The organism is Azospirillum sp. B4, assembly GCF_000333275.1.
In the GTDB taxonomy this organism is placed as follows: domain Bacteria; phylum Pseudomonadota; class Alphaproteobacteria; order Azospirillales; family Azospirillaceae; genus Nitrospirillum.
This window is the reverse complement of record NZ_BACU01000234.1, coordinates 1-15834: the sequence shown is the minus strand read 5'-3', so window position 1 is coordinate 15834 and position 15834 is coordinate 1. Positions and strand designations below refer to the sequence as shown.

The window sequence follows — 15834 nt, the reverse complement described above, 5'->3', positions numbered from 1 at the left end:
CCCCGGGCCTTCCCCCAGGCATCGCCCAGCACCGACACNGCNGTTTTCACCAGCGTGCATAGGGCGGGGGTGGCACGTCATAGGCCGGGCCGTCTATGGCGGGGCCGCGCGGCGGCTTCTCCCCACCGGCATAGGTGCCCAGGATGCGTGGGGCCATGGCGGCGGCGTGCACCCAAGCGCGGACGCTCCCATCAGCCGCCTGGCCCGGGCCATCGGGATACAGTCCGCTGGCCTCCAGCGCGGCGTTGAGCCGCCGGGCGGCGTCGGGATGGGCCGCCAGCGCCGCCTGCAAGGCCTGGCCCGCTTGCGCCACCTCCTCCGCCGACCAGTCGAAGACGCGGACGTAGCAGCCGACATCGCCACCGCAGCTGTCAACGGCACCCTTCGCCCGCACACGGCGGTCAGCCGCCAGACGGCGCAGGTCCGGCGACATCGCGATGGCCGCTGCGACCTCCGCGTCGCGCAACAGCAGCGCCAAGCCATAGAACAACTTGTCGCGCAGCGGCTGCCGGTAAACCAGGGGCTTGGCCTCCGCCGCCCCTGCGCCGGCCCCAGGGACGCAGAGCCCGAGCGCATAGGTCCCCGCCATAAGCGCGATCACAGCCACCCGCATCCATCGCCGCATATTTCCCCGCCGTCGCTCCGTTAAAGTCGCGACACCATATACAGGAAAGACGTAGCTTGCATGACCGCCGCTCATTTCCAGCGCGTGGAGAAGGCATCCGCCCGTTGCGCGGGACAGACCCTCGCGACCATAGTGCCCGTCGCCCAATCATTCGGCGCCCCATCCATCCTGGGAAGCTTGACGCCTTGATCGTCCTTTTCCGCCTTACGGTCTTGACCCTGGCCCTGCTGCTGGCGCCGGTGACCGCCTTGACCGGCACCGCGGCGGCGAAAGACCGGACGGCCAAGGCGGCAATTGAACAAGAGGTGGCGGGGCAAGAGGGGGGGGAGCAAGAGGCGGCGCCCACCGTGCGCCTGCCGGACACGGCCAAGCCCCTGCGCTATCGCCTGAACCTGTCCATCGATCCGGATGACGGCGACTTCTCCGGCCAGGTGGAAATCAAGGTGGCGCTGTTGAAGGCCACCGATCATGTCTGGCTGAACGGCCGGGGGCTGGACATGGCGATGGTGGAGGTGGTGACCGCGGCGGGGCAGCGCCTGCCCGCCACCTGGGAGCAGGTGACCCCCGATGGCGCGGCGCGCGTGGATTTCCCCCGCGCGTTGGAACCGCAAACCGTGACCCTGCGCTTCGTCTACACAGGTCCCTTCGACAGCACGCTGGATGGCCTCTATCGCGTCAGTGAAAGCGGACGCAATTACGCCTTCAGCCAGTTCGAGGCCATCAGCGCCCGCCAGGCCTGGCCCTGCTTCGATGAGCCGCGCTTCAAGACGCCCTATGACATCACCCTGACGGTGAAGGCGGGCGACGAGGCGGTGACCAACACCCTGCCGGTGCGGACGGAGACATTGCCCGACGGGCGCCGGCGCCTGACCTTCGCGCCCACCCGGCCGCTGCCGACCTACCTGCTGGCCTTCGCCGTGGGGCCGCTGGACATCGTGAAGGGCCCCACCATCCCGCCCAACGGCGCCCGGCGCAAACCCATCCCCCTGCGCGGCGTGGCGCTGCACGGCAAGGGGCCGCGCCTGGCCTACGCCCTGTCGGTGACGCCTGGCCTGTTCCTGACCATGGAACGCTACTTCGACATCCCCTACGCCTATGGCAAGCTGGACCTGATCGCCGCCCCCGACTTCGACGCCGTGGGCATGGAGAACGCCGGCACCATCCTGTACAGCGAGCAGCGCCTGCTGGTCGCCGCCGACGACACGGTCGACGCCCGCCGGCGCTTCCTGGTGCTGCATGCCCATGAGATCGCCCACCAGTGGTTCGGCGACCTGGTGACCCCCGCCGGCTGGGACGACATCTGGCTGAACGAAGCCTTCGCAAGTTGGCTCGCGCCGAAAGCGGTGGATGCCTGGCAGCCGCGCATGCTGACCGCCCGCGTGGTGGAGCAAGAGGCGCTGGAGGCCATGGACCTGGACGCGCTGGCCTCCACCCGCGCCATCCACCAGCCCATCGTCACCACCAGCGACATCGAAACCGCCTTCGACAACATCACCTATCGCAAGGGCGCCGGCGTCCTGGCCATGGTGGAGGGCTATATCGGCGCCCCCGCCTTCCGCAAGGCGGTTAATACCCACCTGCGCCGCCACCTGGACGGCACCGCCACCGCCCGCGACTTCTTCGACGCGCTGGCCGACACGGTGCGCGACCCGGTTCTGGTGGACGCCCTGCGTTCCTTCATCAACCTGCCGGGCCTGCCCCGGCTGACGGTGGGCTGGACCTGCCCGCGCAGCGGCCTGCAGGTGCTGACCGCGCAGCGCCGCTATCGCCCCCTGGGCTCGACGGTGGACACCGCCCAGCGCTGGGTCATACCGATGTGCGTGCGCGCCGCCTCAGCCGGCACGCCGTCCTGCATGATGGTGACCGCGCCGCGCCAGAACTTCGCGCTGAACCAGTCTTCCTGCCCCGCCGTGCTGGTCCCCAACGCGACCGGCAGCGGCTATTTCCACCTCTCGCTGACGACCGAGCATTGGCGCCGGCTGCTGGCCGTGCTGCCGCGCCTGTCGGCGGCGGAACAGCTGGCACTGCTGGAAAGCCTGTGGGGGGAGGTCCGGGCCGGTCACCAGCCCCAGTCCCTGTACCTGACCGCCGCCGTCAGCGTGGCCAACGTGCCGGCCTGGGACGTGGCCGCCGCCCCCTTCCCCCGCCTGAAACAGTTGCTGGACCAGGCGGCGACGGAGGAGGAGCGGGCGGCCCTGCGCCTGTTCCTGCTCCAGGCGTGGAAGCCCGTCATGGCCCGCGTCGGCCTGCTGCCCGGCAAGCTCGACCGGGTGGCGCCGGAGAACACCGCCCTGTTGCGGGACCGGCTGGTGGCCTTCCTGGCGCTGGATCTGCGCGACGCCGACATCCGCGCCGACCTGTTGGCCCTGATGCGGGCCGCCAAGCGCCCGCTGGAGGTGGAGGCGACGGGCATGGCCGTCATGGCGCAGGAACTGGGTCGCCCCTACGTCAGTGGCTTGATCGACCGGCTGAAAACTTCCACCGATGCGGAGGCGCGGGAAATGGTGGTGGATACCCTGAACCGCGTGACCGACCCCGCCCTGGCGGCGGAGATCCGCGATCTGGCCTTCGCCCCCTACTTGAAACTGAACGAGGTCAACATGCTGATTCGCGGCCAGGGGCGCGAATCCAGCCACCTGCCGGCTTACTGGGCCTGGGTGCAGGACAACATCGCGCACCTGCGCGCCCGGGGCTCCACCGCCACGCTCAGCGCCTTGGCATCACCGCTGGAAGGCCTGTGCACCGCGCAGGCTGCGGCCCAGGTGGAGGCCTTTTTCCGGCCCCTGGCGGGTGACCTGGAAGGGGGCGGGCGCACCGTGGACCAGGCGGTGGAACGCATCCGCCTGTGCGCGGCGCAACACTCGGCCCCGGCGGCCGAAACCAGCCCGCCGGCGCAAAGGCAATAATCCCAAAAGTTTAATCCCGAAAGTTTCGATCATCTGGCCGAATTGTTAAGGTAACCGGCTTGCTGTACCTACTGACGGCGCAGAGAGTATGCGGGGGCGGTGGCCGGGGGCGGCTTCCGATGAGGCATCGCGCCGGGATGTCACCAGCGTCAGGGGAGCCATGAGTCAGGTAGATATCAGCGCGAAAGCCGACGGCGACGAGGAAGGGGCCGTCCGGCTCATGATCGTCGAGGATGACGCCTTGGTGGCCCTGGGCATCCGCCTGACCGTGGAGGACCTGGGCTATTACGTCTGCGGCATCGCGGCCTCGGAACCGGAGGCCGTGGCGCTGGCCGCCAGCAGCCGGCCGAATCTGGCCCTGATGGACATCCGGCTGAAGGGAACGGTCGATGGCATCGACACCGCCCGGCGACTCAGGAACGAATTCAGCCTGCGTTCGGTCTTCCTATCGGCCTACACGGACGAGCAGACGATGGCCCGGGCCAGCCTGACCTATCCTTTAGGCTTCGTGCAAAAGCCCTATTCCGCCGGCCAGCTGAAATCGGCCCTGGACCTGGCGTTGCGGCGGCTTGCCGCACCCAAGGACTAGGATGAAATCCCCATTGAGCGGCGGACGCCCCGGGGTCAAAAAGGCCTAGAACGAATTGTTTGCTTGGAATGGCGCCCGGTCTGGCGTGTTATCAGGGCGATGGCGCGTCGGCCTTGGTTAACGCGTCGGCAAATTTCACGCACGCGTCGGCGGCTTTGCCTTAATTCCGCCGGAAGACGCTGCAAAATCATTGTCGTGGCCCAGATAGCCTTGGGTCACGACGTCAAAGACGTGCGGGGCCGAACCCGCGCGTAAAGACGCATAGAAGGAGAGGAATATGCGCTTTAAAGCCCTGATGCTCGCCCCGGTACTGCTGCTCGGCCTGGCGGCCTGCGACAAGCACGACGCCCCGCCGCCGCCGAAGACCGAAGCTCCGGCTGCCGCCCCCGCGGCTCCGGCCGCCGAGGCGCCCGCCACCCCGGCCCCGTCTGACAGCACCGCCACCCCGGCGCCCGCTCCGACGGACAACACCACCCCCGCCCCGGCCACGCCGGAGCCCTCGACGACCGAACCCCCGAAGGGCAACTAATCCACTTCGTCGGGGCTTTGGCCTAACGTTTACGGGCCCGTTCCTTGATTGGAACGGGCCCGTTTTCGTTTGGCTTGCTCGTTTGCCTCAAGCGCCGGCGGGGCATCCGCCCCTTGGCTTATGAAGAGGGAACGCGGCCTATGAAGAGGGAAAAGGTCCTAGGTGTAGCGGCCGGACTATTCCGCGCCGACGGGGCGGGGGCGGCCGTCCTCGCCGATGGCGACGTAGGTGAAGACGCCTTCCGTCACCTGCACCGCCTCCCCCGTGGCGCCACGGCGCACCCACGTGTCGATGCGCACGCGGATGGAGGTGCGGCCCACGGCCAGGATCTCGGTGTAGCAGTTCAGCTCATCGCCCACCGCCACCGGGCGGTAGAACTTCATGGCCTCGATCCCCACGGTGGCCACCTTGCCCCGGGCCCGGCGCACGGCCTTGGCGGCCCCCGCCAGATCCATCTGCGACAGCACCCAGCCGCCGAAGATGTCGCCGTTGGCGTTAGTGTCGGCCGGCATGGCGAACGTGCGGAGCGCCGGAGCCTTCGAAAAGTCGGGCGCGGAAAAGTCAGGGGCGGGCGGTTGGTCGTTCATCGCTCAGTACTCCGGGCCGGATACCCCCGATCTGGGAGGCTATCGCGTCCATCCTTACAAAATGTGGTGGTCCTGCGGGCTGATCCACCGCCCCAGGTCCTTGAACTGCGGCGGCGCCCACTCCTATAATGGGGCATGAGCGACCTGTTTCAAAATACCGCCCGCAAGCAAGACAGCTATTCCGCCCAGGACATCGAGGTCCTGGAGGGGCTGGAGCCTGTCCGCCGCCGTCCCGGCATGTACATCGGCGGCACGGACGAACGCGCCCTGCACCACTTGGTGGCGGAGGTGCTGGACAACGCCATGGACGAGGCGGTGGCCGGCCATGCCACCCGCATCGACCTGGAACTGGCGGCCGACGGCACCGTGTCCATCCGCGACAACGGCCGCGGCATCCCGGTTGACGACCACCCGAAATACCCGGGCAAGTCGGCGCTTGAGGTCATCCTCACCACCCTGCATTCCGGCGGCAAGTTCAGCGGCAAGGTTTACGCCACCTCCGGCGGCCTGCACGGTGTGGGCCTGTCCGTCGTCACGGCGCTGACCGACCAGTTGACGGTGGAAGTGGCGCGCGACCGCACACTGTACACCCAAAGCTACAGCCGGGGCGTGCCCTTGACGCCGCTGGTGAACGCCGGCCCGGTGAACAACCGGCGCGGCACCCTGGTGCGCTTCCACCCCGACGCCCAGATCTTCGGCGAAGGCGCCCATTTCAAGGCGGAGCGACTGTACCGCATGGCGCGGTCCAAGGCCTATCTGTTCCGGGGCGTGGAAATCCGCTGGAGCTGCGATCCGTCGCTGCTGGCGGATGACAGCCCCGTGCCGGCGGCGGAGACGCTGCACTTCCCCAACGGCCTGCTGGACTATCTGGTTTCGGCCCTGAAGGACCGGCGCACCGTCACCCCCACCGCTTTCGCCGGCCAGGCCGACTTCCCCAACCAGGCCGGCCGCGTGGAATGGGCCGTCGCCTGGCCCGAGGACGATGAAGGCTTCAGCCACACCTACTGCAACACCATCCCCACCCCCCAGGGTGGCACGCATGAGCAGGGCCTGCGCCAGGCGCTGACCCGCGCCCTGAAGGGCTATGGCGAACTGGTGGGCAACCGCAAGGGCCCGTCCCTGACGGCCGAGGACGTGGTGGACGGCGCCACCATCCTGCTGTCCGTCTTCATCCGCGACCCGCAGTTCCAGGGCCAGACCAAGGAAAAGCTGGTGAGCGCGGAAGCCGTCCGCCTGACCGAAGTGGCCATCAAGGACCATTTCGACCACTGGCTGTCGGCCGCGCCGGACGCCGCCAAGGTGCTGCTGGACCGCCTGGTGGAAAAGGCGGAGGAGCGGGCGCGGCGCCGCGCCGCCAAGGACATGGCGCGCAAGGCCCCCACCCGCCGCCTGCGCCTGCCCGGCAAGCTGGCCGACTGCTCGCGCCAGAGCGCCGAGGGCACGGAAATTTTCATCGTCGAGGGCGATAGCGCCGGCGGCAGCGCCAAGCAGGCGCGCAACCGTGAGACCCAGGCCATCCTGCCCCTGCGCGGCAAAATCCTGAACGTGGCCTCGGCCAGCACGGACAAGCTGCGCGGCAACCAGGAACTGAGCGACCTGGTGCAGGCCCTGGGCTGCGGCGCCGGCAAGGAATTCTCCGCCGAGCGGCTGCGCTATGAGCGCATCGTCATCATGACGGACGCCGATGTCGACGGCGCGCACATCGCCTCGCTGCTGATGACCTTCTTCTACCGCGAGATGCCGGCGCTGATCGGCAACGGCAACCTCTACCTCGCCCTGCCCCCGCTCTACCGCCTGTCCCAGGGCGGCAACGTCCGCTACGCCCGCGACGACGCCCACAAGGATGAGCTGCTGGCCAGCGTGTTCAAGGCCAACCAGAAGGTGGAGATCAGCCGCTTCAAGGGCCTGGGCGAGATGCAGCCCAGCCAGCTGAAGGAAACCACCATGGACCCCACGCGCCGCACCCTGCTGCGCGTGACCGTGCCCGACATCCGCGACCCCGAGCAGAAGGACGACGCGCAGAGCACGGCCAGCCTGGTGGAAAGCCTGATGGGCCGCAAGCCGGAGCTGCGCTTCAAGTTCATCCAGGAAAACGCCAAGTTCGCGCAGGACCTGGACGTCTGACAGGCCCCGCCGCCGCACCGGAAGCCGAAAACGCCTGAACGGGGAGACCTGTTCAGGCGTTTCGCGTTTCATGGCAGGATAAAAGGCGGCGGCTTTCAGGACAGGTCCCGAAAGCCGCCGCCGCTCACTCAGGTGTGCCAGGAGCCACTCACGGCCCCGCCGTAGTAGCTGTTGCCGGTGCTCGTCGCCGTCGTCGTCAGCGGGTTGTAACCGGAGTGCGACGATTGGAAGGTGGTCATCGCGCCCAGTAGGCTGTTTACGTCAGCCTGCGACAGGATATAGCCGTCGCTGGCCTTGATGGTGGCGACGTCATTGCTGGAACTGGCGAACCAGTTCTTCAGCGTTACATCCTGGGCGACACCCAACTGATCAATGATCAGATCGTTGCCCGACTGCTGCAGCCAGACTTGGTCGTGAGTGACGAACAGGTCCAGTTCGCCGCTGGGACCGACGCCATTGGTGGAGAGGCTCAGCGTGGTATTGGCGCCAGTGACCGTCACAGTGTTGCCGGCTCCCGTGACACTGGCGGAAGCCCCAACCCATAGCTGCACACTGTCATTAGCGCCGGTAAGACTGGCCTGGGCGTTGTTCTCAAAGACAATGGCGTTGCCGCTGGCCGTCACCGTGTTGCCAGTCCCGGTCAGCCAGACCGATCCGCCAGTACCGGTCACCGAAACGGTGTTGGAACTCCCCTGGATCCCGACCGTATCCCTGCTGCCGATTTGTACCGTATTGCTGGAGCCAGATATTTCCACATGGGAATCGTCCGTTACCGTGACGGCCCCCGACGAAATGTAAAGAGTGCTATCCGTACCGTACTGGCCATTGCCACCAATGGTAAGGTCTTCACCGCTGTCCGCATGAACAGTATTGCCGCCCGTGAGGGTCAGCGTATTGTGGAGACCGGAGATGGTCGCCGTCGCGTTTGCCCACAGTTGCACCGTATTGCTGGCTCCCGTCAGGCTGACCTGCGCGTTGTCCTCCACGATGACTATATTGCTGCTGGCCGTCACGGTGTTGTTCGTACCCGCCAGCCAGACATAACCACCGTCGCCCGTGACGGTGACGGTATTTGATCCGCCTCCAGCGCCAATCATCGCGTGATCAGCAACTTGAATGAAGTTCCCACTGCCCTGTACATCCAGGTGGGAATACGCTTTCAGAATCACTGTTCCGTTAGAAAGCGTCAGGGTGTCAGAGGTGCCGAACTCACCATTGCCCCCAATCGTCACCGCATCGCCATTGGCTGCGGTAATATTGTTCCCACCCGCGCTGGTGATGACCGCGCTGGCACCAGCCCATAGCTGCACACTGTCATTAGCGCCGGTAAGACTGGCCTGGGCGTTGTTCTCAAAGACAATGGCGTTGCCGCTGGCCGTCACCGTGTTGCCAGTCCCGGTCAGCCAGACCGATCCGCCAGTACCGGTCACCGAAACGGTGTTGGAACTCCCCTGGATCCCGACCGTATCCCTGCTGCCGATTTGTACCGTATTGCTGGAGCCAGATATTTCCACATGGGAATCGTCCGTTACCGTGACGGCCCCCGACGAAATGTAAAGAGTGCTATCCGTACCGTACTGGCCATTGCCACCAATGGTAAGGTCTTCACCGCTGTCCGCATGAACAGTATTGCCGCCCGTGAGGGTCAGCGTATTGTGGAGACCGGAGATGGTCGCCGTCGCGTTTGCCCACAGTTGCACCGTATTGCTGGCTCCCGTCAGGCTGACCTGCGCGTTGTCCTCCACGATGACTATATTGCTGCTGGCCGTCACGGTGTTGTTCGTACCCGCCAGCCAGACATAACCACCGTCGCCCGTGACGGTGACGGTATTTGATCCGCCTCCAGCGCCAATCATCGCGTGATCAGCAACTTGAATGAAGTTCCCACTGCCCTGTACATCCAGGTGGGAATACGCTTTCAGAATCACTGTTCCGTTGGAAAGCGTCAGTGTGTCAGAGGCGCCGAACTCACCATTCCCGCCGACTGTGACCGAGGCATGGTCGACCGCTGTGATGGTATCGCCGCCACCCGTAATGGATACGGAGACACTTGCCGACACCGTAACCGTTGCACCGGAAACGGTTACGGTGGCGCCTCCCCCCGTCAGGCTCACCGTATCCTGGCTGCCCGTGAGGGTCGCCGTCTGATTGGCACCTAGCGTCACCACATCGGAATTGCCCGAGGCGATCAAGGTGCTGATACCGATCAGCTTATCCCACACGCTGCTGCCGGTGATCTGGGCGCTGCCGCTCACAAGATTAACGGTCGTATTGGCGGCGGTGTACTTCGCGACAGCGACACCTCCCGCAGCCATTAAAGTGCTGCCCGCGCCCATGCCAACCAGCGTGGCTGTACCACTCGTGCTCTTGAGCGTGGCCGTACCGTTGGTCGCGATCAGCGTGTTGTTGGTGCCGCTGGAGATAGCGACATCCGCGCCGCTGCTCAGGGTCACGCTATCATTCGATCCCGTTACGGTAATCGTGGTGTGATCGGCCTGAACATTGACCGCGCTATTGCTGATGTTAATGGTTTCTGTGACGCTGGTCGCTAAAATTGACGAAGAAATCACCACGGATGCGCTGCTGTTATTCGTGCTTTTGACCGTGTCACCGCTGGCGCCTAGGGTGATGGTATTGCCCGTGGCCTGAACGTCGATGACGCTGCTGGCGGTGTTGATCGTTTCGGTGCTGCTGATGGCGGTGACGATGACCGACGCGCTGTTGCCGGTCGTGCTCTTCACCGTGTTGCCGCCACCGCCCAAGGTCACGGTGACGCCCGATGTCTGAACATCCACCGTGCTGTTGGTGAGGTTGATCGTCTGGCTGCTATTGATGGTCGCGATAGCGATCGACGCGGCGTTGCCCGTCGTACTCTTCACCGTGTTGCCGCCACCGCCCAAGGTAACCGTGGCACCTGACGTCTGAACGTCCACCGTGCTGTTGGTGAGGTTGATCGTCTGGCTGCTGTTGACACTTGAGATCGCCACCATGGCCGCACTGCCGTTGGTGCTTTTGACCGTATCGCCGCCCGCCCCCAGAATGATGGTGTCACCACCCGCGCGGACATCGATGGTGCTAACGGCCGTATTGATCGTCTCCGTGCTGTTTGCGGCGGTGATCGTGACAGTCGCACTGTTGCCCGTCGTGCTCTTCACCGTGTTGCTGCCACCACCCAAGGTAACCGTAGCGCCCGACGTCTGGACGTCCACCGTGCTGTTGGTGATGTTGATCGTCTGGTTGCTGTTGATGGTCGCGATAGCGATCGACGCGGCGTTGCCCGTCGTACTCTTCACCGTGTTGCCGCCACCGCCCAAGGTAACCGTGGCACCTGACGTCTGAACGTCCACCGTGCTGTTGGTGAGGTTGATCGTCTGGCTGCTGTTGACACTTGAGATCGCCACCGTGGCCGTACTGCCGTTGGTGCTTTTGACCGTATCGCCACCCGCACCCAGAATGATGGTGTCACCACCCGCACGGACATCGATGGTACTGACGGCCGTATTGATCGTCTCCGTGCTGTTTGCGGCGGTGATCGTGACAGTCGCACTGTTGCCCGTCGTGCTCTTCACCGTGTTGCTGCCACCACCCAAGGTAACCGTAGCGCCCGACGTCTGGACGTCCACTGCGCTGTTGGTAAGGTTGATCATCTGGTTGCTGTTGATGGTCACGATAGCGATCGACGCGGCGTTGCCCGTCGTGCTCTTCACCGTGGTGCCGCCACCGCCCAAGGTAACCGTGGCATCTGACGTCTGGACATCCACCGTGCTGTTGGTGAGGTTAATAGTCTGGCTGCTGTTGACGCTTGTAATCGCCACCGTGGCTGTACTGCCGTTGGTGCTTTTGATCGTGTCGCCGCTGGCGCCTAGAATGATGGTGTCGCCCGTCGCCTGCACGTCGATGACACTGCTCGCCGTGTTGATCGTTTCCGTGCTGCTGACCGCTGTCACGATGACCGACGCACTATTACCGGTCGTGCTTTTCACCGTATTGCCGCCACCGCCCAAGGTCACGGTGACGCCCGATGTCTGAACATCCGCCGCGCTGTTGGTGAGGTTGATCGTCTGGCTGCTGTTGACACTCGTGATCGCCACCGTGGCCGTACTGCCGTTGGTGCTTTTGACCGTATCGTCGCCCGCACCCAGAATGACGGTGTCACCACCCGCGCGGACATCGATGGTGCTGACGGCCGTATTGATCGTCTCCGTGCTGTTTGCGGCGGTGATCGTGACAGTCGCACTGTTGCCATTACTACTGGTTACCGTGTTGCCGCCGCCCCCTAGAAGGAGGGTATCGCTGCCGGCGCGCACATCAACGACGCTATTGGACGCATTGATGGTCTGGCTGCTGCTGGCCGCCGTAACCGAAACACTCGCACTGCCGGTGCCGCTGATGATATTGCCGGAACCGGTCAGGGTTATGACGTCGCCGCTTCCGGCGATGGACAGCGAGGCGCTGCTGCCGGCCACGATGACATCGTTATTGCCCAGGGCCTGAAGGCTGCTGATGCTCGTCAAGGTATCAGAGACCGAAGACCCGGCGGCGGTAGCACTTCCCGTCGCGAGATTGATGGTCGTGCCATCGCCGGTGTACCGGACGGATATTCCGGTGGCACCCGTGAGGCTGGCGCCGGCGCCGCTGCCTACCAGAACCGATGTCCCGGCGGAGGCGATCAGTGTGGCGTTGCCGCTGGCGGTCACGGTGTTACCGGAGCCGGAAATTGTGGCTTTAGCTCCCGCGCTGACACTGACCGTGCTGTTGGTGCCGGCAACGGCGACATTGCCTGTTGTCACAGCCAATGTCTCACTTGCGGCCGTGAAGGTCCCAGAGCCACCAACATTGACCTGGGTGGTGCCATAGCCGGTCAGGGTGGAATTGGCGCCGTTTCCCGAAATGGCGGTGCCGGTGTCGTCGACGATCACCGTTCCTCCGCTGTTCAGGATGGTGGCACCGCCGCTTATCGTGGTCCCCGATGTGGTGTAACCGACACGGATCGTATCCGCTATGGGACCGCTGCTGGTGATGGTGACGATGCTAGCGGCGCCACTGTCCCCTTTCGTTACATAGATGGCATCGCCTTTGACGGCAACTTGGCCGTTGGCACCATCAGTAGTAAATATATGCTGGTTGGTGCCGCTGACAAAAAGAGTGCTGGTCATAGTCATATTGATGCTGCTACCGCTGCCGCCCACGGTCTCAGTAATTCCAGTGGCGCCATACGATACCGTTGCGTTGGTGGCTGTGACTTTGTTGTTATTGCCACTGGTTGTTAGGTACGAACCATCATTTGCAATAATATTGTTGCCTGATCCACTGACTGTTGCTGAGACATACTGCGCGCCGGACATCGCCTCCAAGGTTATCCCATTAGCGCTGCCGGTCAAAGTATTACCAGAGGTTCCAGCAGACAACGTTGCAGAAGCTCCAGAACCATTTATTGTATCATTCCATCCGGTTACATAATTACTAACACCAGCCGCGAGCGTGACAGTGGTTCCATACTGGGATATTGTGTTCACCATGAATAATATTCTCCCATCACAAGATTTTATGGCGTTTGAATCCCAACGCCCCGAGGTGTCTTGGAAAGGCCGTCAACGCCTCACATCTCCAAAATCCGCGTCCTGAGCGTCAGCTCATTCGAGGCGCGATCGAAGACGTGGTCCCAGTCGCCTTCGGCGCGGGGGCGGAACAGGCGCATGGTCGGGTACCAGGGGCAGTCGCCGCGGTCGAGCAGCCACAGCCAGTGGGCGACGTCGCCCAGCAGCACCCACACCTCCTTGCCCAGGGCGCCGGTCAGGTGGGCCACGGCGCTGTCGGTCATGATGACCAGGTCCAACTGCTCCACGATGGCGGCGGTGTCGGCGAAGTCGCCCAGGTGGGGGGCCAGGTCGATGATGGGGCCGCCCCGGGGCAACTCCTCCAACGCCTTCTCGGGCGAGCCCTTCTGTAGGCTGTAGAGCTGCACGCCCGGCAGGGCGAAGGCCTGGAAGAAGCGCATCAGGGGCTGGGCCCGCTCATGGTTGCGCTTGAAGCTGGTGTTGCCCGACCAGACCACCCCCACCCTCAGCCGGCCGTCACGCGGCCCCAGCACCTGGGTGGCCTTGGCCCGGCGCTCCGCCGGCACCCGCAGGTAGGGTCGCGCCGGAATGCTGGCCATGTCCGGCGTGAACAGGCCCGGCAGGCTGCACAGATGGGCGTGGAAGTCCGTCTCCGGCAGAGGCTCGCCCCGGGGGATCAGGCGGTCGGCCACCCCCAGCTCCGCCAGCAGGGGGATCAGTTCGCGCTGGCACTCGATGACCAGTTCGCCGCCCAGGGCCTTGGCCCGGGAGAGGTAGCGCGCCACCCACAGCGTGTCGCCGAAGCCCTGCTCACACAACAGCAGCAGGCGCTGCCCGCCATAGGGGCGGCCATCCCATTTGGTGCTGGGCCCGTTGACGCCGGCGATGTCGCGGGCGGGCACCTGGCCGCTGACCAGCCGCACCTCGTAATCCGGCCAGGCCTGGCGGTAGTTGCCGAAGTAGAGATAGCTGCGCCCCCGGTCCCACCGCGCCTTGTGGAAGTTGGGGTCCAGTTCCAGCGCCCGGCTGAACGCCAGCGCCGCCTCCCCGTGGTTCCCGGCCTCCGCCAGCGAGGCGCCGAGGTTGTGATGCAGCAGCACGTCGCGCGGCGCCAGCTCGATGGCGCGGCGGTGGGCGCTCACGGCGCTTTCCAGGTATTTCAGTTTGGTCAGCGCGTTGCCCAGGTTGGTCCAGATGCCTGAGCCGCGCGGGTTGGCCGCCACCGCGTCGCGATAGCACCACAGGGCGTCCAGGTGCCGCTCCATCTGGGCGAACATGACGCCCCGGGCATTCAGCAGATCGGCATGGCCGGGATCGCGCGCCAGGGCGCCGCTGAGCAGCAGCTCCGCCTCCGCGTACTCGCCCTGGTCATGAAGCGCCGTCGCCCGGCGCAGGGCCTCCGCGCTGGAAAGGGGCAGCGTGATCGTACCGCCTGCGGACCCGACTGCGGACATGGGGAAATGCTCCTGCTCCACCGACGTGGCGTCAGCTCATCGCGTGCAGCTGGAGACATCGTGACTTGCGCGCCTGCGGGCGGGTTCACGCCGAACAGGCAATGAAGGCAAGGCTTTCCATCTTTGCGCCACCCCCCGATAGCAGCGCCATCTAAGCTGTGCGGATGCAGATGAGCAAATGATTTTTGCGAGCATTAATAAAACGTTTACGCACAATTCCCAACCGTTGGGCGCCGGCATCGCTCGGCCTGTCGCCCTCCCCGCAGCCAACTGTGGGCCGAAAAACAAAAAAGGCCGCATCGCTGCGACCTTTTCGTCATGTGGCGGACCAGGCGGCGGGAGGCGGACACCCCCCGGCCGTCAGACCGGATGAATGCGGGGGAAACGACGGCTCAGTGGCCGTGGCCACCGTGCCCATGGTCATGCCCGTGGCCGTCATGGCCGTGGTGGGCGTTCGCTTCGGCCGGCTTGACGGCGGCGATGGACAGCGCGGCGAGCAGGCTCAGGCCGAGGAAAGCAGCGATGCCGATGGTGACCATGGGTGTCATCCCTTCAAATCAGATGGCCAAATCAAGATGGCGGTTGAGCCGACAAGGAAAGCCTAGACCAGATTTCGCCGGCTGCGCAACCGGCCAGGTGACAAAGTCGTGTCATCTATCCAGATGATGGGGCGTTTGACGGCGAAAACAAGGGTGGCTCAGGCCGCCGACATCCATTCCCGCATGAGGGCCGTGGTCTCCCCGGGCCTTTCCAGGGGCGGCAGATGGCCGCAGCGCTCCAGCACTGTCAGGCGCGCGCCCGGGATGGCGGCCGCCATCTCCTCCGCGCACGCCACCGGCGTCACCTGGTCCTCCCGCCCCACCGCCACCAGGGTGGGGCAGCGGATGGCCGGCAGGTCCGGGCGGCTGTCGGGCCGGCCCAGGATGGCGCCCTGCTGGCGGATGAAGGCATCGCGCCCCACACGGTCGGCCATGGCCATGACCTCACCGGCGATGGCGGGGTCGTCCTGGTGGTCGGGGTGCAGCAGCTGGGGCAGCAGGCGGGGCGTCACGCCGCGGAACCTGCCGGTGCGGGCCAGCGCCAGCAGGCCCTGGCGCCGCCGCTGCTGTTCCGGGCTGTCCGGCCGGGCGGAGGTGTCCATCAGGGCCAGGCGTTCCACCCGATCACTGGCCCGGCGCATGACCTCCAGCGCCACATAGCCGCCCATGGACAGCGCCGCCAGGCTGAAGCGCCGGGGTGCCATGGCCAGCACGCCGGCCGCCAGGTCCGCCATCGACTCGGCGCCCGTCAGATCCGCCACCCGCACGTCCGCCAGGTCGGCCAGATCACGCGTCTGATGGCGCCACAGGGCCGCGTCGCACAGCAAACCGGGCAACAGGATCAGAACCGGCCGTTCCCCAAGGCGGGGCGATGCTCCGAATGGCGACGCAACAGTGACATAAAGGAAATCCTGCCCGGCGGC

10 protein-coding genes are annotated in these 15834 nt (G+C 65.3%); 4 read left to right on the top strand and 6 right to left on the bottom strand.

Annotated elements, in window-relative coordinates:
- Positions 1-46: 46 nt before the first annotated feature.
- A complete protein-coding gene (locus tag I55_RS09895; protein WP_044560368.1) occupies positions 47-589 on the bottom strand; it encodes a hypothetical protein in 543 nt (180 codons plus the stop codon).
- Positions 590-810: 221 nt separating this feature from the next.
- Here I55_RS09895 and I55_RS09890 point away from each other — a divergent pair, with 221 nt between their 5' ends.
- From I55_RS09890 to I55_RS09880, 3 genes are all read left to right on the top strand, one after another.
- Complete coding sequence (locus I55_RS09890) at positions 811-3531, top strand: M1 family metallopeptidase (protein WP_049973996.1); 2721 nt, start codon at positions 811-813, stop codon at positions 3529-3531.
- 160 nt (positions 3532-3691) lie between these two features.
- On the top strand, positions 3692-4120 hold the full coding sequence (locus I55_RS09885; protein WP_044560367.1) for a response regulator: 429 nt from the start codon (positions 3692-3694) through the stop codon (positions 4118-4120).
- A 295-nt stretch (positions 4121-4415) separates the two neighbouring features.
- Complete coding sequence (locus tag I55_RS09880) at positions 4416-4649, top strand: hypothetical protein (RefSeq protein WP_199902539.1); 234 nt, start codon at positions 4416-4418, stop codon at positions 4647-4649.
- Positions 4650-4825: 176 nt separating this feature from the next.
- Here I55_RS09880 and I55_RS09875 read toward each other — a convergent pair whose 3' ends face one another.
- A complete protein-coding gene (locus I55_RS09875; RefSeq protein WP_044560365.1) occupies positions 4826-5236 on the bottom strand; it encodes an acyl-CoA thioesterase in 411 nt (136 codons plus the stop codon).
- A gap of 135 nt (positions 5237-5371) precedes the next feature.
- On the opposite strand from I55_RS09875, the gene parE reads away from it, so the two are divergent.
- Entirely contained in the window at positions 5372-7360 is a 1989-nt protein-coding gene (parE, locus tag I55_RS09870; RefSeq protein ID WP_044560364.1) for a DNA topoisomerase IV subunit B, read from the top strand.
- Positions 7361-7488: 128 nt separating this feature from the next.
- Here parE and I55_RS09865 read toward each other — a convergent pair whose 3' ends face one another.
- From I55_RS09865 to I55_RS09855, 4 genes are all read right to left on the bottom strand, one after another.
- The gene (locus I55_RS09865) at positions 7489-12705 is read right to left on the bottom strand and encodes a DUF3060 domain-containing protein (RefSeq protein WP_159107155.1); all 5217 of its coding nucleotides are present in this window, start codon (positions 12703-12705) and stop codon (positions 7489-7491) included.
- Between the two features lie 254 nt (positions 12706-12959).
- Positions 12960-14372: a tetratricopeptide repeat protein gene (locus I55_RS09860; protein ID WP_083900989.1), complete on the bottom strand. Its 1413-nt coding sequence runs from the start codon at positions 14370-14372 to the stop codon at positions 12960-12962.
- A 392-nt stretch (positions 14373-14764) separates the two neighbouring features.
- On the bottom strand, positions 14765-14911 hold the full coding sequence (locus I55_RS36980; RefSeq protein ID WP_159107154.1) for a hypothetical protein: 147 nt from the start codon (positions 14909-14911) through the stop codon (positions 14765-14767).
- Between the two features lie 158 nt (positions 14912-15069).
- Positions 15070-15747 carry an alpha/beta fold hydrolase gene (locus I55_RS09855; protein WP_376739188.1) on the bottom strand — a complete coding sequence of 226 codons (678 nt, stop codon included), beginning with the start codon at positions 15745-15747 and terminating at the stop codon, positions 15070-15072.
- Positions 15748-15834: the final 87 nt, after the last annotated feature.

Excerpts from the sequence above, each read along its gene's own strand:
- I55_RS09880 (WP_199902539.1), top strand. The coding sequence starts at position 4,416 with ATGCTCGCCCCGGTACTGCTGCTCGGCCTGGCGGCCTGCGACAAGCAC.
- I55_RS09895 (WP_044560368.1), bottom strand. The coding sequence starts at position 589 with ATGGCGGGGACCTATGCGCTCGGGCTCTGCGTCCCTGGGGCCGGCGCA.
- I55_RS09865 (WP_159107155.1), bottom strand. The coding sequence starts at position 12,705 with ATGTCCGGCGCGCAGTATGTCTCAGCAACAGTCAGTGGATCAGGCAAC.
- I55_RS09885 (WP_044560367.1), top strand. The coding sequence starts at position 3,692 with ATGAGTCAGGTAGATATCAGCGCGAAAGCCGACGGCGACGAGGAAGGG.
- I55_RS09875 (WP_044560365.1), bottom strand. The coding sequence starts at position 5,236 with ATGAACGACCAACCGCCCGCCCCTGACTTTTCCGCGCCCGACTTTTCG.
- I55_RS36980 (WP_159107154.1), bottom strand. The coding sequence starts at position 14,911 with ATGGTCACCATCGGCATCGCTGCTTTCCTCGGCCTGAGCCTGCTCGCC.
- parE (WP_044560364.1), top strand. The coding sequence starts at position 5,372 with ATGAGCGACCTGTTTCAAAATACCGCCCGCAAGCAAGACAGCTATTCC.
- I55_RS09860 (WP_083900989.1), bottom strand. The coding sequence starts at position 14,372 with ATGTCCGCAGTCGGGTCCGCAGGCGGTACGATCACGCTGCCCCTTTCC.